The sequence below is a fragment of the Flavobacterium endophyticum genome, from assembly GCF_003634455.1.
GTDB lineage: Bacteria > Bacteroidota > Bacteroidia > Flavobacteriales > Flavobacteriaceae > Flavobacterium > Flavobacterium endophyticum.
Map to the genome: position 1 here is coordinate 188,399 of NZ_RBLC01000003.1, position 25,131 is coordinate 213,529.

Consider the following 25,131-nt stretch of genomic DNA (forward strand, 5'->3'; position numbering starts at 1 on the left):
AACTGTATTCTAAAAACTGATTAATCTCTAATTAATGGCAAGGTGGAGCATCTGAGCAAGCCTTCTTGTTTTGCAATTTCGGCATATGGAATTTCTTCAACCGTAAATCCTTGGCTACGCAACCAATTGTTCAATCTTGTAAAGTTTCTTTCTGAAACGACTACATCTTCTGCAATAGAAAAAACATTCGAGTTCATATTGTACATTTCGTCCCTGTCAATATGGAAAAGATTGTCTTTCCCGAAAAGCTCCACTAAAAACATATAGTCCGATTCTTGTCGGAAACCGCTTTTATAGATGATGCCTTTATCCTTTCCTACAGGCTGGAAGCAGCAATCCAAATGCAGAGCATTATCTCTAGCTTCGATTTTTGACTTTACTAAATCAAATTCCCTTACTTTTTTATGCGGAAATAATTCTTTGATATAATTAACGCCTTGCATGTTCGTTCGAGCCGTAATATAATCTTTATAATCTGTTCCTTTATAAGTCCCGATAAAAATATAATCGTTCCAAAGCATCACATCACCGCCTTCGATATGTACTTCTTCTGGCGGACGGACAACTTTTGCTGGATTGATCTGTTCTATAACGTATTGGATCGCGTCTAATTCTCTTTCGCGATCGGGCAGAATGTTTGCTTTTACGAAAACATCGTCAATCACAAATCCAATATCTCTAGTGAAAATCTGATTGTAATTTTCAATCATTTCAGGACGGAATACTTTTACGTCGTATTTTTGAAATACTTTATTGAAAGCTTCCATTTCATTGACCATGTCTTTTTCTACAGGATAGGTTCCTGCAAGGATATGCTCTAATGATTTTGGATCATAGGCTTCTTCAGCAGTCGGCGTCGGACCATTATTTAGTGCAGAGCCCAACACTACTGCTTTTAATCTTGACGTTTCGTTTTTTACATTTAATTGCAACATAGCTTTTGGCTTTTGACAAAGATAAAAAAGGCTTTTTATTATTTGTTAAGTTTATTTTTCTTCGTGATATTCTTGCTCCGTATTGATGGCCCAGATATTGTCCTTGCTGGAAACACCGTTTTTTATATTTTGGACGGCTTGGATAGCGGTAAGCATCGAATGATCTTGATTGTTGTATTTGTGCATTCCGTTTCTTCCGATCAAAAATAGGTTTTCAAATTGGTTCGCATAATCGATAATTTCATTGAATTTTTCATACGTTCCGAAATACGCCGGGTAGGTTTTTGGCATCTTGATGACTACGCTATCCAAAACATCTTGACGGCGAATCATTCCAATTTCTACCATTTCGTCGATGGCTAGTTGTTTCATGTCATCTTCGGATTTGTTCCAAAGATCGTCGCCTTCATAGCAGAAATATTCCAGTCCGACCCATTTCGTAGTTTCGTCTTTTACCAAAAACGGACTCCAATTATTAAAAATCTGCAACCTTCCTACTTTCACATATGGTTCTTGAATGTAAATCCAATTGTCTGTAATCTCCTCTTTCGTCATTTTTTTCAGGAGCAATCCAACCGTTATAAAATCACGATACACCAGTCCTTGAGCAATTTCACTAACATTTTGCGGAACTTCAGTTTCAAGAGAAGCAATAAGTTCCTGAACGGGCATTGTTGAAATAAAATAATCTCCTTCAAAGACAACTTCTTCTTTGGTCAATTGATTTTGTGCTGTAACAGATACTATCTTATTGCCTTGCGTTTCAATTTTAAGAACTTTCAAATTCTGATGAAGCTCACCTTTGTTTTCAACAACTTTTCGGGCCACTTCTTCCCACATCTGTCCTGGGCCGAATTTAGGATATAGGAAATATTCAATCAAAGACGTTTCGGTATCTTTTTGACTAATGTTCTTGTCTGTTTTTTTGGAGAACTTTTTATTCAAGAAATGAGCAACCGACTTCCTGATCGAAAGTCCCTTGATTCTTTGCGCTCCCCATTCCGAACTGATTTCTGTGCATTTTATGCCCCAGACTTTCTCCGTATAATCTTTAAAAAATGTCTTATATAGTTTTTTACCAAAGCGATTGATAAAAAAATCTTCTAAATTCTTTTCATGTTTAATTGGAAACGCAACACTTTTAAGATAGCTCATTCCGATCAAGAACGTATTAAAAAGTCCCAGTTTCAAAACAGTTTCTGGTGTAAGCGAAATCGGATAATCAAAGAATTGTTTTTGATAATATATTCTTGATTTACGACTACGTACCAACATTACGTTATCAAGATTTTTACCCTTAGAAGGAAAATCAATCGTATTTAATTCTTTTGATTTATTCTGATAGGAAATCTTGATTGTCTTTTCTTCTGATAAAATGGGCAAAATCTTGCACCACCAATCCATAATAACGTCCGATTTTGAGAAAAAGCGATGTCCTCCAATATCAATACGATTTCCTTTGTAGTTGACGGTTCTGGAAATCCCTCCCCAAAACTCACTTTGTTCTAAAACAATAGGCTGAATATCGGTATTTTGAATAAATTCATACGCAGCAGTCAAGCCAGCCGGACCACCTCCGATAATAATTGCCTTTTTATTTTTCATCTTACTCCTATGGTTGACAAATCTACATTTCCTAAAATTAGTTTCCAATATTTTGAGTAAGTTTGTTTGCTTGAAAACTCTTAAAAAAACACGATTGACGACTTTTTTCAACAACCCAGCCGAATCAGAATTCAAGAAATATTTTTTATTGCTGAGTTTTTTTATGCTTGTTTTTTTAGGGCTCAGGATTGCGCAAGGAGATTTTCGACTACCTGATTCTGATGATTATTTCGCAACAGCAGAACTTTTAAAAAGCGGAGAATATTTTTCTTCCACCTCTGATTTTGTTAAAGGTACCTTACTAACCAAAAGGCCTTTTTTATATCCGCTATTGATTCTTTTTCCTGGATTTTCTAACGATTTGGTCATCATCTTGCTTCAAACACTAGTTGGATTCTTCAACATTTATCTGATTTTAAGGTTATTTCAAAAATTAGGAGGAAAATCATTCCGATTATTATCAATATTTATTCTGCTAACGCCTTCTATTTTTATCTATACCCATCTGATCATGACAGAAGTTCTTGTCATGACGTTGCTTCTTTTGCTGGCCTTGCTACTTATTGCTCCGCTAAACGCAAAGAAAATGTTACTTATCCAACTCATTCTTACAGCCTTGATATTTTTAAAGCCTGCCTTTTATCTTTTTTCGTTTGTCAATATCCTATTGTTTGGCTTTTATTTTATAAAGACAAGGACTTTTAGTTTTTCTGTTCTTATTCCCTTGCTATTTACGATTGGCTATATGGGCTTTAATAAAGAAAGAACTGGCTATTTTCATTTTTCGTCCATGCAAAATATCAACCTGATTGATTATAATCTTTATCTTTTTAAAGCTCAAAAGGAAAGCACTGAAGTTGCTAATTCATGGAAAGAGAGTATTTATGTCGAAGCAGAAAAATTACCTAACTTTAAAGAATGGAGCGAATTCTTAGCGTTAGAAGGAAAAAAGACTATCAAAGAAAACCTTGTCTCCTATACAGCTTTCCATTTGTATGGAGCTATCCGTGGAGCTATTGATCCAGGAAGGTTCGACTTGATGACACTTATTGAAAAATATGACACAAATAGCGGGTTCTTAAATATGCTAAGCACAGCGGGACTAAAGACAACTGTGACTAACTTCTTGGATTATAAATACTTTTGGATAATCCTTATACTGATTCCGTTATTTCTTATTGCCTTATTAAAATGGACACTTATATTCAAGCTCCTTTGGAAAAAAAGAAAAGAGATTAATTTCAGAAATAGCTACATTATCCTTTTTATAGCGTATGCTATTTTAATCACAGGTCCTGTGAATGCTTCGCGTTATATGATGCCATTACAGGGAATTCTTATAGTCATTGCCGTAATCAGCTGGGAAAATTTTAGAGCAAAAAAAAGCTCCACAATCAAGTGAAGCTTTTTTAAAACTATTTTTTGAAAATTATCTTTTCTCAAAAGGAACGAAATCTCTCAATGGAGCTCCCACATAAACTTGTCTTGGACGGCCAATTGGCTCTTTGTTTACACGCATTTCTTTCCATTGCGCAATCCATCCTGGAAGACGTCCGATAGCAAAAAGAACCGTAAACATATCCGTTGGGATCCCTAATGCACGGTAGATAATTCCAGAATAGAAATCTACGTTTGGATATAATTTTCTTGATACGAAGTATTCGTCAACTAATGCCGCTTCTTCTAATTTTTTAGCGATGTTCAGAATTGGGTCGTTAACACCTAAAGTAGCAAGCACCTCATCAGCTGCTTTCTTGATGATTTTTGCTCTTGGATCAAAGTTTTTATACACTCTATGTCCGAAGCCCATCAAACGGAAAGGATCGTTTTTGTCTTTTGCTTTTTCCAAATATTTATCAGCATCGCCTCCATTTTTTTGGATTTCTTCAAGCATTTCCAAAACTGCTTGGTTAGCACCACCGTGAAGAGGGCCCCAAAGAGCTGAAACTCCAGCTGAGATAGAAGCAAACAATCCTGCATGAGAAGAACCCACCATTCTTACTGTTGAAGTAGAACAGTTTTGCTCGTGGTCAGCGTGAAGGATAAACAATTTATCTAAAGCCGCAACAATTGTTGGGTTAGCAGTATAAGGTCCTGTTGGCAATTCAAACATCAAACGCATGAAGTTTTCAACATATCCTTTAGTATTGTCATAATAATTTAATGGGAAGCCCATGCTTTTTCTGTACGTCCAAGTTGCAATTACAAGGAATTTACCCATGGTTTTACAAACGGCCTCATACATGTCTTTTTCATTTTCAACATTTACAGATTTCGGGTTAAAAGCTGTAAGTGCACTGGTCAAGCAAGACAAAACTCCCATTGGGTGTGCATTTTTTGGAAAACCGTCAATGATATTTTTCATTTCTTCGTTCACCAAAGTGTATTTTCTGATATCAGTCTCGAATTGCTCTAATTGTTTTGCTGTTGGCAATTCGCCGAAAATAAGAAGGTAAGAAACTTCAAGAAAATCGGCTTTTTCTGCCAATTCTTCGATTGAATAACCTCTGTAGCGCAAGATTCCTTCTTCTCCATCTAGGAAAGTAATTTCACTTTTGCATGATCCTGAATTTTTATAACCTGGATCAAGAGTTATGGCGCCGGTTGCGCTGCGTAGTTTATCGATATCGATAGCAACTTCGTTTTCTGTTCCAACTATTACTGGAAATTCGTGTCTGTTACCGTCAATTTCTAATATTGCTGTTTTTGACATAATATTATTGGGAATTATTTAAAATTGAAAAATATAATTTAACAAAAATAGGCAATTCGGCAATAACTAAAAAGTAATACGGTAACGATTTCGTTAATATTTCTTTAAATTTTGCAAACTTGATATATATGGCGCAGTCAAAAAAAAGCCTGCCAAAGTCAATCGGCAGGCTGAAATTAAATTATTTCTTTAACCTTAATAATTTGAATGGATTTTGTTTCAATATGCTATTTCAAGTTTCCTTTGTTAGTTTTTCTTATTGACTACTTTCTCTGTTTTTGCGCCTTCATCGGTAAGGATTTTAATATAGTATACACCGTTGGCATACGCTGAAAGATCTAAGCTTGTATTGTTTTCTCCAAGCAATTGAGTCATCAATATTCTTCCTTGCGCATCGAATAGCTGTACAGAACGGATTATACCATCTGCTTTCACATTCAGCAGCTTGCTTACAGGGTTCGGATAAATCATGATTGATTTGTCTACTTCATGCTCTCCTACTGATAATGCTTTGAAAATAGTGGTTGCATCGTTGGTTATTACTGGAGAATTATAATCGAAATAAATGCCCACCCTATGTGAAACAGTACTTTCCGCTGAAAGGTCTTGTTTCGATTTGATCTTCAATAAAATATTGCCATGTCCGCCAGAATCTATAGAAACATTTTTCAGAATGAACTCTGCTAGATTGCCTTTTACATTAGCCCTTGTCATTTTATGAGAGGTATTTAATATCTGTATGCTGGAAGCATCGTATTCCGCATCATTAATTTCATCGCGGATGACTATGTTTTGAGCTGCAGCTGTTCCTGTATTTTCAAAACGGATTAAATAGTGAAGATAATCTCCTATTTCTGAAGGTGGAACAATATCACCTTGAAGACATTGTATATCGTTCGGATCATACGAACCTACCACAGTCTGGCGGAGCGCAAAGGAGTTGTCAGCCATATTTTCATCGCCATTTGGCAACGTAACAGAGGCTGTAAAATTCAGCACATCATTAATATTTACAGGGTTGCCATCGGTAGGCCTGTTGATATTCATCGTCACATTAAAGCTTCTGGCTTCAAAAGGATGCAGGTTTGTGTAATCCCAGCTAATCCTTCCAAGGCCCTGAGAGCGTTCAGTCGGAGTTGAAGATACAAAGCTCATAAGATTTTGATTATACAGCAGCGTTATTCCTGAAGTCTGTGATATTGTTTGGTTTCCGTTGTTTTTGTAAACTACTTTATAAACCGCATCAAACCCTGGCCTTGCCGGAACAATTGGCGCAATAGCAATTTCGACATCTGGGTGCGTACCGTTAGGCGTAATACAGAAGTTCTGCGTATAGACCGTGTTGTCTACATCTGGAAAATTGACCACGGCGTTCGTTGGGCCAAAAGAAAAGAACGAAGCGTTTTCAGTAGCAGGAGTTACCGTAAACGTACCCTCCTGAGTATAAAAAGCATAGTTTGTTTCTGAATTTAAAAAGACGGCTTCTTCTTCTGTCCCATCGCTTATTTTCATTTTTATAAAAGGCTGTGCAGCATCACTAGCATCGCATCCGTTGCCATTTGCATCCAATCTGACAATGCCTGTAATCGTGTTATAGTCACCGCCAGGAGTAAAAGTACAATAAGGAGAAACGGATATATTCGCCCCTAACCCTGAGAAGAAACTTTGCAATAGCTCGCTTTCTTCTTCGTCTGAGCAAACATAAGCCAAGCTTGGCGTATTTTGAAATTCAAATCCAATGATCGGAATTTCTGTAAAAGAAGTACCATTTTTCAAATTAACTGTTGCCAGCAAAGAATTGTTCTCGCAAGACAAAAAAGTTACATGAGGCGAATGGCTCATATCTAGCGCTGTAATTGCATTGTTACCACAAAGGATTCTAACAAGACTATCTAGTCCCTGCGTGCCTATGGCCGTAATCGCATTGTTGCTACAATCTAAATATTCAAGGTTTGTCAATCCTGACAAATCTAGAGCAACAAGATCATTATAACCGCACATCAGAGAAGTCATGCTGGTGAGATTCGAGACATTGAGAGATGTTAATTGGTTAGCACCACATTCTAATGTTACTAAGTTGTCAGAATTTAAAAGATCCAGAGAAGACAGCAGATTGCTATGGCAACTCAGAAAAACCAAATTTGGAAATGGTGACAAATCCAAAGACGTAAGACCAATCGAATTGCATGATAATTTCTTTAATGAGGTTAATGAAGAAATATTTAGCGATGCAAGATTGTTATAGGAATAATCAAAATTCTCCAGACTCACTAAAGGCGTGACATCTAAAGAAGAAAGAAGGTTCAAACTGCAATCCAACGATTTTAAATTCACGAGTCCTGAAAGATTCAGGCTCGATATATCAGAAATGCTGCAATCCAATTCTATCAGATTTGTTAGCGAAGAGAGATTTAAAGATGTTAGATTATTACGCCCGCACTTCAGGGTTTTCAATCCCGTTAGTCCGGCAAGATTTAGAGAAGTAAGCTGTCCTGCCATAAGCCTACAATCCAAATAAGACAAGTTAACAAGTCCTGCCAAATTCAGAGAAGAAATCATATTGTCGTAGCATTCTACAAATTCAAGACTAGTATTGCCCGAAAGATCGAGCGTTTGTATTGTATTATGTCCGCATTTAAGTGCTTTTAAATTTGAAAAAGCATCAATCCCAAGCAGATGAAAAATATTGGAAGAAGAAATGTCTAATTCAACAACTTGTAATGCTTCGCTTGCTTGGATTTCCCCGTCCTGATTAGCATCAATTCGTATCGGATTGCCACTGTTATCCTTCGCAATGGCGTTAGAACTATCGGCAGCAAGTAATTTGTTTTTAAAAGATGAGTCAAGGATATAAACGTTTTGCGCGTTTATAAATCCATAAAAGAAAAGCAACCCATAAAGTAATAGTCTTTTCATATAACCATCATTTTTAGCTTTTTACCTAAATATATATTTCCAAATATAATAAAGTAGGTGTTAAAAAAAGAATTTAACTAGAATTTTGTGATTTTGAGTTAGAATTCGCTAAATCAATTTCAACAATTCTTGCAATCGTTCTTTTTTTCGTTGCGAGATTGGGAGCTTGCTATTGTCGGCCATAATCACATAGCCACCGTCTTTTTTGATGTAGGATTTCAGGCAAGAAAGGTTGATTAAATGGGACTGATGGATTCTTTCGAATCCGTGCTCCCCTAATAATTCCTCATATTCTTTCAGTGTTTTCGAAATCAATATGGGCTTGCCGTTCTTGACATAGAATTTAGTGTAATTGTCTTCGGATTCGCACCGTATGATATCGCTGACTTCCAACAGATGTATGCCATCTGCTGTAGAAAGCGCTATTCTTTTAAAATTATCGACTTTTTTCCTGATGTTTTCCAACAGCAAGTCAATGTGTGCGTAGTTATCGTTTTTTTCTAAAGCATTTTTGATCTTTTCAATAACCTTCTCTAATTCTTCGGGATCAACAGGCTTTAAAAGGAAATCTAAAGCGCTGAAACGAAATGCTTTGATTGCATACTCTTCATGGGCCGTAACAAAAACAATATGAGAAGATGATTTGCCGTTCTTCTGGGCTAGTTTTTCTAAAATATCAAAACCGGTACCGTCTGTAAGCTGGATATCCAAAAAGACTACTTGCGGCTTAAGGCTGTCAATAGCCTTAATGCCTGTTTTTACGCTGTCTGCTTCTCCTAATATCTTAATTTCTGGCGCATAGCGATTCAACAGGCTTTTCATCCCGTTTCTTAAATTGCTATCATCATCAATCAATAAAGCTGTTATCATATTCTATTTGATGTATTGTATTGGCAGGTACAGAATCACTTCTGTGCCTTTTGGATTTCCATGATCGTCTTTTAATTCTTTTATCTCGACTTTTGAAGTCTTTGACGTGACGGCTTCCATCATTTCGAGTCGCTTTCTCGTAATATCTAAAGCCATTGATTTATGAATAGAAACAGACGATGCTTTTAATTCTTGTGATTTTTCAAAACCAATACCATTGTCAACAATCGTACAGATCAAGCTTTCACCTTGCAATAAAAATTCGATATCAATTTTACCGACTTCTTTTTTAGGTATCAATCCATGAAGGATCGCATTCTCTACAAAAGGTTGCAATAAAAGAGGCGGCAGCGCCACATCGTCTTCTATCTCATCACTTTTGGTGATGCTGAAATTAAACATTTTATCGGAACGAAGCTGCTCCAGTTCCAAATAATTTTGCAGGCCTTCGATTTCCTTGTCGATTGGGATTAACGATTCTTTGGAATACTCCAGCGTCAATCGCATTAATTTGGAGAACTTTGAAAGGTATTTAATTGCCGAATCTGTACCGTTCTGTACAATAAAGCTGGAAATCGAACCGAGGCAATTAAACACAAAATGCGGATTCATTTGAAGATGAAGCGCTTTTTGTTCGTATTCTGCTAATTCTTTCTGAAGTGTCAGTGTTTTTTTCAGCTGCATCCTATTATAGATAAGGAAGATGATTCCAAAAAACAGAAGGACTAGCAATGCTCCGAAAATAGTCTGAAGCCTATACCTTTTATTTTGTTCTTTAAAAAGCAATTCTTTCTTTTCATGAGCTTCTTCTTGCAGTGCCTCTCTTTTTTCAAAGTCGAAGTTCATTTCTGCCTGCACGCTTTTTCTGATATTCTCATGGCTGATAAGGCTGTCTTTTGCAGTGGTATACAGCTTATAATGCTGGAAGGCAAGAATCGGATTGTTTTGTGCTTCATAAATAGCACTTATCAGCTTTTGAGAATTCATGGTCTGCTCTAAAACATCTAGTTCTTTTGCCAGACGCAGCGCATTATTTGCATTCTCTAAAGCCTCATTGTATTTCTTTTGGCTAAAATAAAAATTCCCAAGATGTGAATAGGTATCCGAAATTCCGAATTTATCATCTATCGATCTGAATTCGGCAATGGCTTTGTTCCAGTTTTCTAGAGCCATTGTCGGATTTCCTGTCTGTGAATAATAAGAACCTAAGTTATTGTATAATTCTCCGAGTCCTCTGACATCCTTGCTCTTGTCGAATGTATTTTTTGATTTTGTATAATATTCGAGCGCTTTGGGATAGTTTTTCTGCCTTAAATAGATGTTGCCGATATTCGTAGTGGTAATACCGACCGTCATATCGCCTGTTTTTTCTTGAAGTTTTTGGGCCTTTATAAAATAGTCTAAGGCTTTGAAATCTTCTTTGAGCGCTTGGTAGACGATTCCGATATTATTATAAATCCGAGCCATCCGCCCTTCGTCCTTGATTTCTTCATATACTTTTACCGCTTTCAAATGATACTGCAGAGCCTTCGCATAGTTGCTTTGTTCTGAAAAAACAATTCCTAAGCTTCCATATGCACGAGCCAGGCCTTTTTTAATTTCTAATCTATTTTTAGCATCGGAGGTAATTTCTGTTTCGAAGATATTCTGCGCATTATAAAAATGGTCAAGGGCGGCAGCATATTTCCCAAGAATAACATTCACATTTCCTAAATTCAAATAGGCATTGCCTTCTTCAATTTTATATTTGATTCTTTGGGAGAGTTCTAGAGCTTTAGTAGCATACTCCTGCATCATTTTGGGATCGCTCGACATATATTCTGTCGCGATAGCATTAAGGAGTACGGTCCTGTCGATATCGTTTTTAGAATGCTCCAAAACCCCTTTTAGGCTGTCAATAGTCTTTTCTTGTGAATAGAAATCAGCATAAAACAGTATAAAAAAGCAGATAAATAGGGCTTTTAACTTCATTCTAAAACGTTTTTTATCTCTTAAAATGCAATGATATGCTTTTTAAAAACAATGACATAAACAAAAATAACATTTCCACAGTGCCACTAGCGACCAGACTTAGAATTCGATGGTTTCAAATTAGAATTTGATTTCATAAAAAAACCCTTTTAGAAGTTGAAATCTAAAAGGGCTTATAGTTCTAAAGATAACTAAATTATTTAATCTTGAAAGCTTTTTCTCCAGGAAAATAAGCTGTGCTTCCCAATTCTTCTTCGATACGCAACAATTGGTTGTATTTTGCCATACGGTCAGAACGCGATGCAGAACCCGTCTTGATTTGTCCGCAATTCAATGCTACTGCCAAATCAGCAATTGTATTATCTTCTGTTTCACCAGAACGGTGCGACATTACAGAAGTATATCCTGCATTGTGCGCCATGTTTACGGCTGCGATAGTTTCAGTCAAAGTACCAATTTGGTTCACTTTTACCAAGATGGAATTGGCAATTCCTTTATCGATTCCTGTCTTAAGACGTTCTACATTCGTCACAAACAAATCGTCTCCTACTAACTGTACTTTATCTCCGATAAGTTCGGTAAGGTATTTCCAGCCGTCCCAATCATTTTCCTGCATACCGTCTTCGATAGAGATGATCGGATATTTCGAAGCCAATTCGGCCAAATATTCTGCTTGTTCTTTTGAAGAACGGATTTTTCCGGTTTCGCCTTCAAATTTTTTATAATCGTAATTTCCGTTTACATAAAACTCCGAAGCCGCACAGTCAAGAGCAATCTTCACGTCATCGCCAAAAGTATAGCCTGCATTTTCAACGGCTTTTTTGATCGAATCTAGCGCATCTTCTGTTCCGCCAGCCAAGTTTGGCGCAAAACCTCCTTCATCTCCAACAGCTGTACTCAAGCCTCTGTCATGCAATACTTTTTTCAGATTGTGGAAAATCTCAGTTCCCATCTGCATAGCTTGAGAAAATGTTTTTGCTTTAACAGGCATAATCATAAATTCCTGGAAAGCAATCGGTGCATCCGAGTGAGAACCTCCATTGATGATATTCATCATCGGAACTGGAAGCGTATTTCCAGAAACACCACCAACATAACGATATAAAGGCATTCCTAATTCATTAGCAGCCGCTTTTGCAACCGCTAAAGAAACGCCAAGAATTGCATTGGCTCCAAGTGTCGATTTGTTTGGAGTGCCATCCAACTCAATCATTCTTTGGTCAATCAGGTTTTGCTCAAAAACAGAAGTTCCTAATAATTCTTCAGCAATTTTAATGTTTACATTTTCTACAGCTTTCATAACTCCTTTGCCCATGAATGCTTTTCCGCCATCGCGAAGTTCTACCGCTTCATGTTCTCCAGTTGAAGCTCCAGATGGAACAGCAGCTCTTCCAAGAATTCCGTGTTCTGTTACTACATCGACTTCAATAGTTGGATTTCCTCTAGAATCAAGAATCTGTCTAGCGTGGATTTTAATAATTCTGCTCATTATTGATTGTTTATTTGTTATTATTTGATTGTTTCTTTCAATAAAAAACAAATTTAAGGATTTTAAAATCCGAAATCTTTTATTTTTTAAAAACTTATAAACGCAAACGTTTTAGCAATTAGTATTTCTTTTTTGCATTTAATCGTTTTTTGATTTGGACTTTGCTTGCAAAAAAGGGTTATAAATTGCCTTGTACGTTCTTTCTTATTTTTACGAATTCTAAATCAAAACCATCGAATTCTAAATCACAATTGTATTTCACTCATAAAATGCACATATTAGATTCTTGTTAATCAAACAACTAACTAATATGAAAAAACAACTATTTTTATTTGCCTTATTTGCTTTTTATTGGCAGACGTATGCGCAAGCGCCTAGCAATGACAACTGTGCAAATGCAGTTTCACTAAGTGTAAATCCTGGTCTTAATTGTACGGGAGGAACTTCTGGAACCTTATCTGGAGCAACCGATTCTGGGTTCGAAGCGGATACTGGAGATGCAGACGATGATGTCTGGTACTCTTTCGTGGCAACGGCCACAGCTCACAAAATTAGCTTATCGAATGTAGAAGGCGACGAAACTGATCTTGCTCATGAAGTGATGGGCGGTACTTGCGGATCCTTGACTATATTAAGCTCTGCAGATCTAGATTCTAGTATTGTTTCTGGACTTACTGTTGGCACAACCTATTATGTAAGGGTCTATAGCTATTATGACGATCCTGCATCTACAACTTTTGACATCTGTGTCAGCACGCTGCCGGCTCTTACCAATGACAATTGTGCTACAGCCATTGCTTTAACGGCAAATCCAAACCTAACTTGTTCTTCAATGGGCAGCGGTATTTTGGTTGGCGCTACCGATTCTGGAATAGAAACCGAGACCGGAACTGCAGACGATGACGTTTGGTATAGCTTTGTAGCAACAGCGGCTTCCCACAGAATCAGCCTGAAAGATGTAGAAGGTGACACTACTGACTTAGTACATGAAGTTCTGGGCGGAACTTGTGGAACCTTGGCAGTCTTAAGCTCAAGCGACAACGACACAAGCCTTATTTCTGGATTGACCGTAGGCACTACGTATTATATAAGAGTATTCAGCTACGGATCTGATCCTGCTGTAACTACTTTTAACATCTGCATCACCACATTGCCGACCTTAACTAATGATGAATGTACCGATGCCATTGCTCTTACTGTAAATACGGATGCGTCTTGCTCTTCTAGAACGGGAGGAATCTTGGCTGGCGCTACAGATTCAGGAATCACGACAGCCACTGGAAGTGCGGATGATGATGTATGGTATAGCTTTGTAGCTACAGCAACTTCGCATAGAATCAAAATATTAGATGCAGAAGGTGATTTGACAGATCTTGTTCATGAAGTAATGGATGGCGCCTGCGGATCGTTGGTTACCTTGACTTCAAATGATAACGATTCAAGCCTTGCTACGGGACTGACTGTAGGTACTACCTATTATATACGCGTTTTTAGTTATAGCGATACAGTTCCTGAATCGACAACTTTTAATATCTGCGTAGGTGTTCCGCCTGCAGCTCCGGCTAACGACGATTGTACGGGCGCTATTTCGATTGCTGTAAATACTAACAATTCTTGTACTTTAAGAACATCTGGAACTGTAGTAAGCGCAACAGATTCAGGGGAAGTGGTTAGCGGTGTTGGAACAGCCGATGATGATGTATGGTTTACTTTTACTGCTACAGCAACTTCACACAGGATAAAACTACTAAATGTAGAAGGTGATGAAACGGATCTTGTACATGAAGTATTGGAAGGATCTTGCGGCGGACAGTTATTGAGCCTACAGGCAAGCGATAGCGATTCGAGCTTAATTACTGGGCTGACTATAGGCACTACCTACTATCTTAGAGTATTCACTTATGGAGATAGCGGAGCAGAATCAACTACTTTTGATGTCTGTATCGGAATTCCTCCTACGGCTCCTGCAAACGACGAATGTGCGGGCGCAGTGGCACTGACGGTTAATTCTGATTTATTGTGTACATCAAAAACTGCCGGAACATTAGTTAGCGCTACCAATTCTGGTATTGGTGCTGACACTGGAACAGCTGATGATGACGTTTGGTTTAGCTTTGTAGCAACTTCTACGACTCACAAAATCAGTTTGCTGAATTCAAATGGAGACCAAACAGATCTGGTACATGAAGTGATGGATGGAAATTGTACTGCATTGACAATCTTAAATAGCAGCGATGATGATATAAGCACAGCCTCTGGACTTACTATCGGCACGACCTATTATGTAAGGGTATTCAGTTATGGCACAAATGCTCCTGAATCGACAACTTTTGATATCTGTATCGGTACCTTGCCTCCAGCTCCGGCAAATGACGAATGTACAGGCGCGGTAGTACTTACCGTAAATCCTGATTTGTCTTGCACAGCAACAACAGCAGGTACATTAGCCAGCGCTACAGATTCTGGAGTAGAAACAGAAAACGGCGAGGCAGATGATGACGTATGGTATAGCTTTGTAGCAACAGCAACTTCTCATAAAATCAGTATACTTAACGTAGAAGGCGACATAACTTATCTCGTACATGAGTTAATGGATGGAACCTGTACATCGTTAATAAGCTTAGATAACAGTACTTCTGAGTCTAGCTTTGCGACAGGATTAACTGTAGGCGCGACATATTACGTAAGGGTATATAGCTATTACGATGATATTCCGGAATCAACTACATTTGATATCTGTATAGGATCACAGCCTCCAGCTCCAGCAAATGATGATTGTACTGCTGCTGTAGCGCTTACGGTTAACACAGATGGGTCTTGCACTGCAAAAACAGCAGGTACGATAGCTGGAGCAACAGACTCTGGAGAGGGAGATAATGGTTCTGGGACTCCAGATGACGACGTTTGGTATACTTTTGTAGCAACAGCTACTTCTCATAAAATCAGCTTATTGGATGTAGATGGCGATCCGTCTGATCTAGTTCATGAAGTGCTGCAAGGAATGTGTGGCGGACAGTTGGAAAGCTTAAACGTTAGCGATCCGGATTCAAGTATTATTTCTGGATTGGTTGTTGGCACTACGTATTATGTAAGAGTATTTAGTTATGGTGAAGATATTATCGGATCGACTACTTTTGATATCTGTGTGGGCATTTTGCCTCCTCCTCCAGCCAACGACGATTGCGCCAATGCCATAACGCTTACTGCAGCTACTACGTATGCAGGCGGAGCTGTAAATTCAACTATCATCGGAGCTACAGATTCAGCAGCCACAACTTCTATTCCTGATCCGGATTGCGCTAGCTATAGCGGTGGTGATGTTTGGTATAAGGTGGTTATTCCTGCGGATGGAAAACTTACAATTCAAACTGGAAACCCTACTGGTTCTAGTGATACTTCTTTCGATTCTGGCCTAGCCGTTTATTCTGGTACTTGTGATGCTCTTGAATTGGTGGAATGTGATGATGATTCTGGTTCGTCTGGAAACTATTCAAGAATCAACTTGACAGGAAGAACTCCTGGAGAAATAGTCTATATCAGGGTATGGGAGTATTCGAATGACGAAGAAGAACTGTTTTCTATAGGAGCTTGGAGCCCGACATTGAGCACTCCTGCATTTGACAGCACGAACTTTAGAGCCTATCCAAACCCAGTAAGTGGCGTTTTAAACCTATCATATGACCAAGATATTTCTGATGTCCAAGTATTTAATTTATTAGGACAAAATGTAGCTTCAAAAGTCATTAATAGTACCGAAGGAAAAATTGATATGTCTGCGCTTCCTACGGGATCGTACTTGGTAAAAGTGACGTCTCAAGGACAGACAAAAACAATAAAGGTGGTGAAACAATAATAATCCTAAGTACCACAAATTGAAAGAGCCACTTACAGTGGCTCTTTTTTTTGGCTGGCTGTCAAGCAATACAGATTCAATTTATAGCAAACAAAAAAAAGACGCTTTACAGCGTCTTTTTATACTAGTTAAGCTTTGACAGCTTTCTTTATGTTCTCGATAAATTGGTCGAACAGATAAGAGGAATCATGCGGACCAGGACTTGCTTCTGGATGGTATTGTACAGAAAAGCAGTTTTTGTTCTTCATGCGCATTCCGGCTACCGTGCCATCATTGATATGAAGGTGCGTGATTTCTAGATCTGGATGTTTTTCTAGTTCTTCGCGGTTTACGGCAAATCCGTGGTTTTGCGACGTGATTTCTCCTTTTCCGGTAATCTCATTCTTCACAGGATGGTTTATTCCCCTATGCCCGTTAAACATCTTATACGTAGAGATTCCGTTAGCAAGCGCCAAAACTTGATGTCCGAGACAGATTCCGAAAACAGGATCGTCATTGGCCAAGATTTTCTTAGCAATATCAATAGCGCCATAAAGAGGGTCTGGGTCACCAGGACCATTAGAAAGGAAGAATCCATCTGGATTAAACGCTTTCATCTCTTCATAGGTTGCATCAAAAGGAAACACTTTTATATAACAGTCTCTTTTGGCAAGATTTCTCAAGATGTTCTTCTTTATGCCCAGATCTAAGGCAGCAATTTTATAAGTTGCCGTTTCTTGTCCGACGAAGTAAGGCTCTTTAGTAGAAACTTTTGACGCTAATTCCAACCCTTTCATGTCTGGAACTTTTGCCAATAAGGCTTTTAGTTCATCAATAGATTTTCCGTCGGTAGAGATTACAGCGTTCATCGCTCCATTATCGCGGATATAGCTTACCAAGGCTCTTGTATCTACATCAGAAATGCAAACCAAGTTTTGCTTTTTGAAATAGTCCTCCAAGCTTCCAGAAGAATTTGCACGGGAATGGCTGAATGAAAAGTTTTTACACACTAATCCAGAAATCATAATCTGGTCGGCCTCGATATCTTCGGCATTGACACCGTAGTTACCGATGTGCGCATTAGTCGCCACCATGATCTGTCCGAAATAAGACGGATCGGTAAAGATTTCTTGGTAGCCTGTCATTCCGGTATTGAAGCAGACTTCGCCAAACGTAGTTCCTTCTATTCCAATGGATTTTCCATAAAAAATTGTTCCGTCACTTAGCAGGAGGATTGCTTTTTGTCGTGTTGTGTATTTCATTTTTAGTGTTGTGTTGTGTAGTTGCGGAATGCGATTGCAAATTTAATTCAAATTTGGAGTTTCTGAAAATTTATTTCTCCAAGAATTTTTCTGTCTCGTTTTATACCCAAGTAGTATTGGAATGGGCAAAAAAAAAGGATAAACTATAATAGCTTATCCTTTTTTTATTTATGAAATGAATTTCTTCATTATTCTGCAGCGTCTGTAGAAGTTTCGGCAGCTGGTGCAGCTGGAGCTTCAGCCTTTGGAGCTTCTTCAACAGCAGTTTCTTCTGCTTTTTTAGCTTTTCCACCACGACGGCTTTTAGCTTTTTTAACTTCTTTTTTACCACCGTTGTAAAGTTCGTTGAAATCAACTAGCTCGATCATCGCCATATCAGCGTTATCACCTAGACGATTTCCAAGTTTGATGATACGTGTGTATCCACCTGGACGATCTCCAACTTTAGCAGCTACGTCTCTGAAAAGATCAGTTACCGCATATTTACTTCTAAGGTAAGCAAAAACAATACGTCTGTTATGAGTAGTGTCTTGTTTTGATTTTGTAATCAAAGGCTCAACAAATTGTTTAAGCGCTTTAGCTTTAGCAACAGTAGTATTAATACGTTTGTGCTCTATTAGAGAACAAGCCATATTAGACAACATAGCTTTTCTATGCGCTGTCTGTCTGCTTAAGTGGTTGAATTTTTTTCCGTGTCTCATGACGTGTTTTTTTTAACTCCATCTTGCTTCAATCCTCTTTGGAGAGCAAAATATGAAGTAATTTATTCTTTATCTAATTTGTATTTTGCTAGATCCATACCGAAATGTAGGTTTTTCACAGCCACAAGCTCATCAAGCTCAGTCAATGATTTTTTACCGAAATTACGGAACTTCATCAAGTCATTCTTATTGAAAGATACTAGATCTCCGAGTGTATCCACTTCAGCCGCTTTCAAGCAATTTAATGCTCTCACTGACAGATCCATATCAACAAGCTTAGTTTTAAGCAATTGTCTCATGTGCAATGACTCTTCGTCATATGATTCTGTCTGAGCGATTTCATCAGCTTCAAGTGTTATTCTTTCATCAGAGAACAGCATGAAATGGTGTATCAAAACTTTAGCAGCTTCTGTAAGAGCATCTTTTGGATTGATTGATCCATCAGTTTTGATTTCAAAAACTAATTTCTCGTAATCTGTTTTTTGCTCAACACGGAAGTTTTCTATTGCATATTTCACGTTCTTTACCGGAGTAAAGATAGAATCCGTGAAGATAGTACCGATGGCAGCGTTTTGTTTTTTGTTCTCTTCTGCAGGAACGTATCCTCTACCTTTTTCAATAGTTAACTCCATATTCAAGTTAACCTTGCTATCTAAGTTGCAGATAACCAATTCTGGGTTCAATACTTGGAATCCAGAAATAAATTTTTGAAAATCTCCAGCAGTAATCTGGTCTTTGCCAGAAATTGAGATAGAAACAGATTCGTTATCGATATCTTCAATCTGACGTTTGAAACGTACTTGTTTTAGATTAAGGATAATTTCTGTAACATCTTCAACTACTCCTGAAATTGTAGAAAACTCGTGATCTACACCTTCGATACGAACAGATGTAATTGCATATCCTTCTAAAGCGGAAAGCAAGACTCTTCTAAGTGCATTACCAACAGTCAATCCATAGCCAGGTTCTAAAGGTCTGAATTCAAACTTACCTTCAAAATCGGTTGAATCGATCATGATAACTTTATCGGGCTTCTGAAAATTAAATATTGCCATATGTTCGACTAGTGTCTATTATTTGTTATACAACTCTACGATTAGCTGTTCTTTGATATTTTCTGGAATTTGAAGTCTCGCTGGAACTGAAACGAAAGTACCTTCTTTAAGGTCATTGTTCCAAGTAATCCACTCGTAAACGTGACTAGAATTAGATAATGAACGCTCGATAGCTTCTAAAGATTTAGATTTTTCACGAACAGCTACTTTATCTCCAGGTTTTAGGTGATAAGAAGGAATATTTACATTTTCACCGTTAACAGTGATGTGTCTGTGAGAAACGATTTGACGTGCAGCTCTTCTAGAAGGAGCGATACCCATTCTGAATACTACGTTATCTAATCTAGCCTCACAAAGTTGTAAAAGAACTTCACCTGTTACTCCTTTAGTAGCAGAAGCTTTTTCGAATAAGTTTCTGAATTGTTTTTCTAAAATTCCATAAGAATATTTAGCTTTTTGCTTTTCCATCAACTGGACAGCATATTCAGATTTCTTACCTCTTTTTTTAGCCATCCCGTGTTGTCCAGGTGGATAATTTCTTTTTTCGAAAGATTTGTCATCTCCGAAGATTGCTTCGCCGAATTTACGAGCAATTTTAGTTTTTGGACCAGTATATCTTGCCATTTCTAAAAATTAAATTAAGGTAGAGATTATGAATTCAGGTCATATCCTCCGATAATCTATGATCTACCTAGTTATACTTAAATATAATTAAACTCTACGTCTTTTTGGAGGACGACATCCATTGTGAGGCATTGGAGTAACGTCAATGATTTCTGTTACTTCAATTCCACCGTTATGTAGTGAACGGATAGCAGACTCACGTCCGTTTCCTGGTCCTTTTACATAAACTTTCACTTTTTTAAGTCCAGCTTCTAACGCTACTTTGCTACAATCTTCTGCTGCCATTTGAGCTGCATATGGAGTATTCTTTTTAGAACCTCTGAAGCCCATTTTACCAGCTGAAGACCAAGAAATAACTTCACCTTTTTTGTTAGTCAAAGAAATGATGATGTTGTTAAAAGTTGCACTAATATGAGCTTCGCCTGTTGATTCAACGATAACTTTACGTTTTTTTGCACTTGCCTTAGCCATACTACTTATTATTTAGTTGCTTTTTTCTTGTTAGCAACAGTTTTTCTTTTACCTTTTCTTGTTCTAGAGTTGTTCTTAGTTCTTTGTCCTCTTAATGGAAGACCAGATCTGTGACGGATTCCTCTGTAGCATCCGATATCCATCAAACGTTTGATGTTTAATGAAATCTCTGAACGCAATTCACCTTCGATTTTGAAATATGAAACGGCATCACGGATAGCTCCGATTTCGTCATCATTCCAATCTTGAACTTTAGTATCTTGGCTTACTTGAGCTTTTTCTAAAATCTCAATAGCTCTGCTTTTTCCTATTCCGAAGATATAAGTTAAAGCGATAACTCCTCTTTTGTTTTTAGGTATATCTACCCCTGCTATTCTTGCCATAACTATCCTTGTCTTTGTTTAAATCTAGGATTCTTTTTATTAATAACGTACAATCTTCCTTTTCTTCGTACGATAATGCACTCGGCACTTCTTTTTTTAACTGATGCTCTTACTTTCATTTTAATAGCTTTAGTATCTATAAGTAATTCTTGCTTTTGACAGATCGTAAGGACTCATTTCTAGTTTCACTTTATCGCCAGGCAATAACTTGATATAATGCATACGCATTTTTCCAGAGATGTGAGCAATTACAATATGTCCATTTTCTAACTCTACACGGAACATCGCATTTGATAATGCTTCGATGATGGATCCGTCTTGTTCTATTGCTGATTGTTTTGCCATAAAAATTAAGCTACTGCTTTTCTATTTTTACCACTTTTCATCAAACCGTCGTAATGCTTGTTCAACAAATAAGAATTAATTTGCTGGATAGTATCACTTGCAACTCCAACCATAATCAATAACGATGTACCTCCATAAAACAAGGCCCAAGATGGTTGAACACTCAAAACACTTACAACAATTGCTGGGAACACAGCTATTAAAGCAAGAAATAATGAACCTGGGAACGTTATATAGGACATGATTTTATCTAAAAACTCAGAAGTTTCTGCTCCCGGTCTAATTCCAGGAATGAAACCACCACTTCTTTTTAGATCATCTGCCATTTTATTTGTAGGTACTGTAATTGCGGTGTAAAAGTAAGTAAAAACTATGATTAACAGAGCAAAAACCAGATTATACTGCCATCCGAAGATATTCTGGAAAGCGGTACTCACTGAAGTAGCTGTTTCTGAACTAGATAGACCAGCCAAAGCAGCAGGAATGAACATAATTGCTTGAGCAAAAATGATCGGCATAACTCCAGAAGCGTTAAGCTTCAATGGAATCCACTGTCTGTTTCCTCCTTGTTCGAATTCACCAGAAGCGGTACGACGAGCATACTGCACCGGAATCTTTCGAACGGCCATTACTAATAGAACACAAGCTACGATGACGAGCAACCAAATTATTACTTCGAAAACCAATAGCATTGGACCACCGTTATTGTTTGTTACTCTAGTAGAGAATTCTTGGATGAATGCTTGTGGCATTCTCGCAATAATACCTACCATGATCAATAACGATATACCGTTTCCAATTCCTTTATCAGTAATTTTTTCACCCAGCCACATTGCGAAGATAGTACCTGAAACAAGTATTACCACAGATAAGAACTGGAACGCAAAAGGCGAGATCAATCCTGGGTTCACATTAGAAAGGAAAGCTTCTCCTGGCAAAGTTCTGTAAAGATTGAAAATATAACCTGGCGCTTGAACTAAAGTAATAACAATAGTCAACCAACGCGTGATTTGGTTCATTTTCTTTCTCCCACTTTCACCATCTTTCTGTAGTTTTTGAAGGTAAGGCACAGCAATACCCATCAATTGAACTACAATAGATGCAGAGATATACGGCATGATACCCAATGCAAATACAGATGCTTGCGAAAACGCACCACCTGTAAATACATCGATTAACCATCCTATTCCTTCTTTTGTTTGATCAGTAAGTCCATTTAACTTAGTCGCATCAATACCTGGAAGTGTTACCTGAGCACCAAAACGATACACCAATAACAAACCAAGAGTAACTAAAATTCTATTTTTTAGTTCTTCAATCTTCCAAACATTGCTTAACGATTCTATAAATTTCTTCATCTTGATTATAAGAATTATAAAGTTACGGCTTCTCCACCAGCAGCTTCGATTGCAGCTTTTGCAGTAGCAGTAAATTTATGAGCGGTTACCTTTAATTTAGCTTTCAATTCACCTCTTCCCAAAATCTTTACGATTTCGTTTTTAGTTGCCAAACGGTTAGCTACGAAAACTGTCATATCAACAGTATTATCTGTAACAATTCCATTATCAACCAAAGCTTGAAGCGTATCAAGGTTTACACCTTCGTATTCTTTACGATTGATGTTTTTGAAACCAAATTTAGGCACACGTCTTTGAAGTGGCATTTGACCTCCTTCAAAACCAATCTTTTTAGAATAACCAGAACGAGATTTAGCTCCTTTGTGACCTCTTGCAGAAGTACCACCTTTTCCAGAACCTTCTCCTCTACCTAATCTTTTGTTTTGATTGTGCGTTGAGCCTTCAGCTGGCTGTAAGTTACTTAAATTCATAACTATAATTTGTTATTTAGCTTCTTCAACAGAAACTAAGTGTTTTACTTTGTTTATCATCCCAAGGATAGCAGGATTTGAATCATGCTCCACAACTTGTCCCATTTTACGAAGACCTAAAGCTTCAAGACCTCTTTTCTGAGATAGAGGACAATTGATTTTGCTTCTAACTTGTTTTACTAATAATTTCGCCATAATTTCCTTGAATTAACCTTTAAAAACTTTCTCTAAAGAAACACCTCTTTGTTTTGCAACAGTATAAGCGCTTCTCATTTGCAATAAAGCATCAAAAGTTGCTTTTACCACGTTGTGAGGATTCGAAGAACCTTGAGATTTTGACAATACGTCGTGAATTCCAACTGATTCAAGAACTGAACGAACAGCTCCACCAGCGATAACTCCTGTACCATGAGATGCAGGGATCAAGAAAACACGTGCTCCACCAAATTTACCTTTTTGTTCGTGAGGAACAGTTTTGCTGCTCAATGGAATTTTCACAAGATTTTTCTTTGCATCTTCTACTGCTTTAGCAATAGCTTCAGAAACATCTTTAGATTTTCCAAGACCATGTCCAACTACACCATTCTCGTCGCCTACAACTACAATTGCAGAAAAACCAAAAGCTCTACCACCTTTTGTAACTTTAGTTACACGGTTCACACTCACCAAACGATCCTTTAATTCAAGTCCACTTGGTTTTACTAACTCTACGTTTTTGTATTTATGATACATAATTTCTTAGAATTTAAGTCCAGCCGCTCTAGCGCCTTCTGCTAATGATTTAATACGACCGTGATATAGATACCCACCTCTATCGAAGGTAACAGTTTCAATTCCGGCTTTTAACGCTTTTTCTGCTACCAATTTTCCAACTGATGCTGCAACTTCAACGTTTGTACCTTTAGTACCTACTTCTTTCTCTCTAGATGAAGCAGCCAATAAAGTAACACCATTTACATCGTCTATGAGCTGTGCATAGATTTCTTTGTTACTTCTGAATACAGAAAGTCTTGGTTTTGCGGCAGTACCGCTTACGATTTTTCTGATTCTGAATTTAATTCTCTGTCTTCTTTCAGATTTTGTTAATGACATAATCTTTTATTTTTAAGCTGATTTACCTGCTTTTCTTCTTAATACTTCACCAACAAACTTAACTCCTTTTCCTTTGTAAGGTTCTGGTTTACGGAAATTTCTAATTTTCGCAGCCACTTGTCCTACAAGTTGTTTATCGAAAGATGTTAATTTTACGATTGGATTTTTACCTTTCTCAGAAACTGTCTCCAATTTAACTTCAGGAGCGATTTCTAAAATGATGTTATGAGAAAATCCAAGAGCCAAGTCAAGTTTTTGTCCTTGGTTAGAAGCTCTGTAACCTACCCCAACCAATTCTAATTCTTTTGTAAAACCTTCAGATACACCAATAATCATGTTATTGATTAATGATCTATATAATCCGTGTTTTGCTCTTTGATCTTTTTGATCAGATGATCTTTCAACTAGAACTTGACCATCTTCAACTTTTACAGTAACATCAGAATATTCCTGAGTAAGTTGACCTAATTTTCCTTTTACTGTAATTACTCCTTCTGCAACTTCTACAGTTACTCCAGCTGGAACTACAATTGGATTTTTACCTATTCTTGACATCGTTAAGTCGTTTTATTAGTATACGTAACAAATTACCTCACCACCAATGTTCAATTGCTTAGCTTGTTTTCCAGTCATCAATCCTCTTGATGTAGAAACAATAGCAATTCCTAATCCGTTAAGGATTCTTGGAAGGTTAGAAGCACCTGCATATTTACGCAAACCTGGTTTACTAATTCTTTGGATATCTTTGATTACCGGCTCTTTAGTATCTTTATCATACTTCAAAGCGATTTTGATTGAACCCTGAACAGAGTTGTCTTCAAATTTGTAGCTCAAGATATAACCTTGATCAAATAAAATCTTTGTGATTTCTTTTTTAAGATTAGAAGCAGGAATTTCAACGACTTTGTGGTTTGCAGCCACAGCGTTTCTAACTCTTGTCAAATAATCCGCAATAGGATCTGTATACATATAATTAAAATTGCGGTTTTGGTATTCGTCCCGGACTTTCCGGTAGAACCTGAAACCATTAAAACTTACT

At 37.5% G+C, this 25,131-nt stretch carries 24 protein-coding genes; 2 read left to right on the forward strand and 22 right to left on the reverse strand.

Going from position 1 to position 25,131, the window contains the following annotated elements; all coding sequences use genetic code 11:
- Positions 1-20: 20 nt before the first annotated feature.
- Entirely contained in the window at positions 21-935 is a 915-nt protein-coding gene (locus tag CLV94_RS12310; protein WP_121376801.1) for a dimethylarginine dimethylaminohydrolase family protein, read from the reverse strand.
- 51 nt (positions 936-986) lie between these two features.
- Entirely contained in the window at positions 987-2,540 is a 1,554-nt protein-coding gene (locus CLV94_RS12315; protein WP_121376802.1) for an NAD(P)/FAD-dependent oxidoreductase, read from the reverse strand.
- 70 nt (positions 2,541-2,610) lie between these two features.
- Between CLV94_RS12315 and CLV94_RS12320 the strand changes: the two genes are divergently transcribed.
- Positions 2,611-3,942: a hypothetical protein gene (locus tag CLV94_RS12320; protein ID WP_147406625.1), complete on the forward strand. Its 1,332-nt coding sequence runs from the start codon at positions 2,611-2,613 to the stop codon at positions 3,940-3,942.
- A gap of 27 nt (positions 3,943-3,969) precedes the next feature.
- Here CLV94_RS12320 and CLV94_RS12325 read toward each other — a convergent pair whose 3' ends face one another.
- The 5 genes from CLV94_RS12325 to eno all read right to left on the reverse strand — a co-directional run bounded on the left by CLV94_RS12325 (position 3,970) and on the right by eno (position 12,499).
- Positions 3,970-5,253 (reverse strand): citrate synthase, encoded by a 1,284-nt coding sequence (locus CLV94_RS12325; RefSeq protein WP_121376804.1) that lies wholly within the window; start codon positions 5,251-5,253, stop codon positions 3,970-3,972.
- Between the two features lie 246 nt (positions 5,254-5,499).
- Positions 5,500-8,169, reverse strand: coding sequence for a T9SS type A sorting domain-containing protein (locus tag CLV94_RS12330; RefSeq protein ID WP_121376805.1), 2,670 nt, complete (start codon positions 8,167-8,169; stop codon positions 5,500-5,502).
- Between the two features lie 108 nt (positions 8,170-8,277).
- Positions 8,278-9,039, reverse strand: a complete 762-nt coding sequence (locus CLV94_RS12335) for a LytR/AlgR family response regulator transcription factor (RefSeq protein WP_121376806.1) — start codon at positions 9,037-9,039, stop codon at positions 8,278-8,280.
- 3 nt (positions 9,040-9,042) lie between these two features.
- Positions 9,043-11,010: a tetratricopeptide repeat-containing sensor histidine kinase gene (locus tag CLV94_RS12340; protein WP_121376807.1), complete on the reverse strand. Its 1,968-nt coding sequence runs from the start codon at positions 11,008-11,010 to the stop codon at positions 9,043-9,045.
- A 196-nt stretch (positions 11,011-11,206) separates the two neighbouring features.
- Positions 11,207-12,499 carry a phosphopyruvate hydratase gene (gene eno, locus CLV94_RS12345; protein WP_121376945.1) on the reverse strand — a complete coding sequence of 431 codons (1,293 nt, stop codon included), beginning with the start codon at positions 12,497-12,499 and terminating at the stop codon, positions 11,207-11,209.
- A 310-nt stretch (positions 12,500-12,809) separates the two neighbouring features.
- Here eno and CLV94_RS12350 point away from each other — a divergent pair, with 310 nt between their 5' ends.
- The gene (locus CLV94_RS12350; RefSeq protein ID WP_121376808.1) at positions 12,810-16,352 is read left to right on the forward strand and encodes a T9SS type A sorting domain-containing protein; all 3,543 of its coding nucleotides are present in this window, start codon (positions 12,810-12,812) and stop codon (positions 16,350-16,352) included.
- A 128-nt stretch (positions 16,353-16,480) separates the two neighbouring features.
- Here the strand turns inward: CLV94_RS12350 and carA are convergent, their stop codons facing one another.
- The 15 genes from carA to rpsH all read right to left on the reverse strand — a co-directional run bounded on the left by carA (position 16,481) and on the right by rpsH (position 25,061).
- Positions 16,481-17,593 carry a glutamine-hydrolyzing carbamoyl-phosphate synthase small subunit gene (gene carA / locus CLV94_RS12355; protein ID WP_121376809.1) on the reverse strand — a complete coding sequence of 371 codons (1,113 nt, stop codon included), beginning with the start codon at positions 17,591-17,593 and terminating at the stop codon, positions 16,481-16,483.
- A gap of 188 nt (positions 17,594-17,781) precedes the next feature.
- Positions 17,782-18,294 (reverse strand): 50S ribosomal protein L17, encoded by a 513-nt coding sequence (rplQ, locus tag CLV94_RS12360; protein ID WP_121376810.1) that lies wholly within the window; start codon positions 18,292-18,294, stop codon positions 17,782-17,784.
- 62 nt (positions 18,295-18,356) lie between these two features.
- Entirely contained in the window at positions 18,357-19,349 is a 993-nt protein-coding gene (locus CLV94_RS12365; RefSeq protein ID WP_121376811.1) for a DNA-directed RNA polymerase subunit alpha, read from the reverse strand.
- An 18-nt stretch (positions 19,350-19,367) separates the two neighbouring features.
- Positions 19,368-19,973 carry a 30S ribosomal protein S4 gene (rpsD, locus tag CLV94_RS12370; RefSeq protein WP_121376812.1) on the reverse strand — a complete coding sequence of 202 codons (606 nt, stop codon included), beginning with the start codon at positions 19,971-19,973 and terminating at the stop codon, positions 19,368-19,370.
- An 87-nt stretch (positions 19,974-20,060) separates the two neighbouring features.
- Positions 20,061-20,444 (reverse strand): 30S ribosomal protein S11, encoded by a 384-nt coding sequence (gene rpsK / locus CLV94_RS12375; protein WP_027310821.1) that lies wholly within the window; start codon positions 20,442-20,444, stop codon positions 20,061-20,063.
- Positions 20,445-20,452: 8 nt separating this feature from the next.
- On the reverse strand, positions 20,453-20,827 hold the full coding sequence (gene rpsM / locus CLV94_RS12380) for a 30S ribosomal protein S13 (RefSeq protein WP_121376813.1): 375 nt from the start codon (positions 20,825-20,827) through the stop codon (positions 20,453-20,455).
- A 2-nt stretch (positions 20,828-20,829) separates the two neighbouring features.
- Positions 20,830-20,946, reverse strand: coding sequence for a type B 50S ribosomal protein L36 (gene ykgO, locus CLV94_RS12385; RefSeq protein ID WP_002987490.1), 117 nt, complete (start codon positions 20,944-20,946; stop codon positions 20,830-20,832).
- A 10-nt stretch (positions 20,947-20,956) separates the two neighbouring features.
- Positions 20,957-21,172 carry a translation initiation factor IF-1 gene (gene infA, locus CLV94_RS12390; protein WP_007136545.1) on the reverse strand — a complete coding sequence of 72 codons (216 nt, stop codon included), beginning with the start codon at positions 21,170-21,172 and terminating at the stop codon, positions 20,957-20,959.
- A gap of 5 nt (positions 21,173-21,177) precedes the next feature.
- On the reverse strand, positions 21,178-22,530 hold the full coding sequence (secY, locus tag CLV94_RS12395; RefSeq protein WP_121376814.1) for a preprotein translocase subunit SecY: 1,353 nt from the start codon (positions 22,528-22,530) through the stop codon (positions 21,178-21,180).
- 14 nt (positions 22,531-22,544) lie between these two features.
- On the reverse strand, positions 22,545-23,000 hold the full coding sequence (gene rplO, locus CLV94_RS12400) for a 50S ribosomal protein L15 (RefSeq protein WP_056068809.1): 456 nt from the start codon (positions 22,998-23,000) through the stop codon (positions 22,545-22,547).
- A gap of 12 nt (positions 23,001-23,012) precedes the next feature.
- The gene (gene rpmD / locus CLV94_RS12405; RefSeq protein WP_017495010.1) at positions 23,013-23,195 is read right to left on the reverse strand and encodes a 50S ribosomal protein L30; all 183 of its coding nucleotides are present in this window, start codon (positions 23,193-23,195) and stop codon (positions 23,013-23,015) included.
- Between the two features lie 12 nt (positions 23,196-23,207).
- A complete protein-coding gene (gene rpsE / locus CLV94_RS12410; protein ID WP_121376815.1) occupies positions 23,208-23,732 on the reverse strand; it encodes a 30S ribosomal protein S5 in 525 nt (174 codons plus the stop codon).
- A gap of 6 nt (positions 23,733-23,738) precedes the next feature.
- Positions 23,739-24,092: a 50S ribosomal protein L18 gene (gene rplR / locus CLV94_RS12415; protein WP_121376816.1), complete on the reverse strand. Its 354-nt coding sequence runs from the start codon at positions 24,090-24,092 to the stop codon at positions 23,739-23,741.
- A 12-nt stretch (positions 24,093-24,104) separates the two neighbouring features.
- On the reverse strand, positions 24,105-24,647 hold the full coding sequence (gene rplF, locus CLV94_RS12420) for a 50S ribosomal protein L6 (RefSeq protein ID WP_121376817.1): 543 nt from the start codon (positions 24,645-24,647) through the stop codon (positions 24,105-24,107).
- Between the two features lie 15 nt (positions 24,648-24,662).
- Positions 24,663-25,061: a 30S ribosomal protein S8 gene (gene rpsH, locus CLV94_RS12425; protein WP_121376818.1), complete on the reverse strand. Its 399-nt coding sequence runs from the start codon at positions 25,059-25,061 to the stop codon at positions 24,663-24,665.
- Positions 25,062-25,131 lie beyond the last annotated feature (70 nt).

Excerpts from the sequence above, each read along its gene's own strand:
- infA (WP_007136545.1), bottom strand. The coding sequence starts at position 21,172 with ATGGCAAAACAATCAGCAATAGAACAAGACGGATCCATCATCGAAGCA.
- rpsD (WP_121376812.1), bottom strand. The coding sequence starts at position 19,973 with ATGGCAAGATATACTGGTCCAAAAACTAAAATTGCTCGTAAATTCGGC.
- rpmD (WP_017495010.1), bottom strand. The coding sequence starts at position 23,195 with ATGGCGAAATTATTAGTAAAACAAGTTAGAAGCAAAATCAATTGTCCT.
- carA (WP_121376809.1), bottom strand. The coding sequence starts at position 17,593 with ATGAAATACACAACACGACAAAAAGCAATCCTCCTGCTAAGTGACGGA.
- CLV94_RS12310 (WP_121376801.1), bottom strand. The coding sequence starts at position 935 with ATGTTGCAATTAAATGTAAAAAACGAAACGTCAAGATTAAAAGCAGTA.
- rplQ (WP_121376810.1), bottom strand. The coding sequence starts at position 18,294 with ATGAGACACGGAAAAAAATTCAACCACTTAAGCAGACAGACAGCGCAT.
- CLV94_RS12350 (WP_121376808.1), top strand. The coding sequence starts at position 12,810 with ATGAAAAAACAACTATTTTTATTTGCCTTATTTGCTTTTTATTGGCAG.
- eno (WP_121376945.1), bottom strand. The coding sequence starts at position 12,499 with ATGAGCAGAATTATTAAAATCCACGCTAGACAGATTCTTGATTCTAGA.
- rpsE (WP_121376815.1), bottom strand. The coding sequence starts at position 23,732 with ATGTATCATAAATACAAAAACGTAGAGTTAGTAAAACCAAGTGGACTT.
- CLV94_RS12315 (WP_121376802.1), bottom strand. The coding sequence starts at position 2,540 with ATGAAAAATAAAAAGGCAATTATTATCGGAGGTGGTCCGGCTGGCTTG.
- rpsM (WP_121376813.1), bottom strand. The coding sequence starts at position 20,827 with ATGGCAAGAATAGCAGGGGTAGATATACCTAAAAACAAAAGAGGAGTT.
- CLV94_RS12335 (WP_121376806.1), bottom strand. The coding sequence starts at position 9,039 with ATGATAACAGCTTTATTGATTGATGATGATAGCAATTTAAGAAACGGG.
- rpsK (WP_027310821.1), bottom strand. The coding sequence starts at position 20,444 with ATGGCTAAGGCAAGTGCAAAAAAACGTAAAGTTATCGTTGAATCAACA.
- rpsH (WP_121376818.1), bottom strand. The coding sequence starts at position 25,061 with ATGTATACAGATCCTATTGCGGATTATTTGACAAGAGTTAGAAACGCT.
- CLV94_RS12330 (WP_121376805.1), bottom strand. The coding sequence starts at position 8,169 with ATGAAAAGACTATTACTTTATGGGTTGCTTTTCTTTTATGGATTTATA.
- rplR (WP_121376816.1), bottom strand. The coding sequence starts at position 24,092 with ATGTCATTAACAAAATCTGAAAGAAGACAGAGAATTAAATTCAGAATC.
- CLV94_RS12340 (WP_121376807.1), bottom strand. The coding sequence starts at position 11,010 with ATGAAGTTAAAAGCCCTATTTATCTGCTTTTTTATACTGTTTTATGCT.
- rplF (WP_121376817.1), bottom strand. The coding sequence starts at position 24,647 with ATGTCAAGAATAGGTAAAAATCCAATTGTAGTTCCAGCTGGAGTAACT.
- CLV94_RS12325 (WP_121376804.1), bottom strand. The coding sequence starts at position 5,253 with ATGTCAAAAACAGCAATATTAGAAATTGACGGTAACAGACACGAATTT.
- rplO (WP_056068809.1), bottom strand. The coding sequence starts at position 23,000 with ATGAATTTAAGTAACTTACAGCCAGCTGAAGGCTCAACGCACAATCAA.
- secY (WP_121376814.1), bottom strand. The coding sequence starts at position 22,530 with ATGAAGAAATTTATAGAATCGTTAAGCAATGTTTGGAAGATTGAAGAA.
- ykgO (WP_002987490.1), bottom strand. The coding sequence starts at position 20,946 with ATGAAAGTAAGAGCATCAGTTAAAAAAAGAAGTGCCGAGTGCATTATC.
- CLV94_RS12365 (WP_121376811.1), bottom strand. The coding sequence starts at position 19,349 with ATGGCAATATTTAATTTTCAGAAGCCCGATAAAGTTATCATGATCGAT.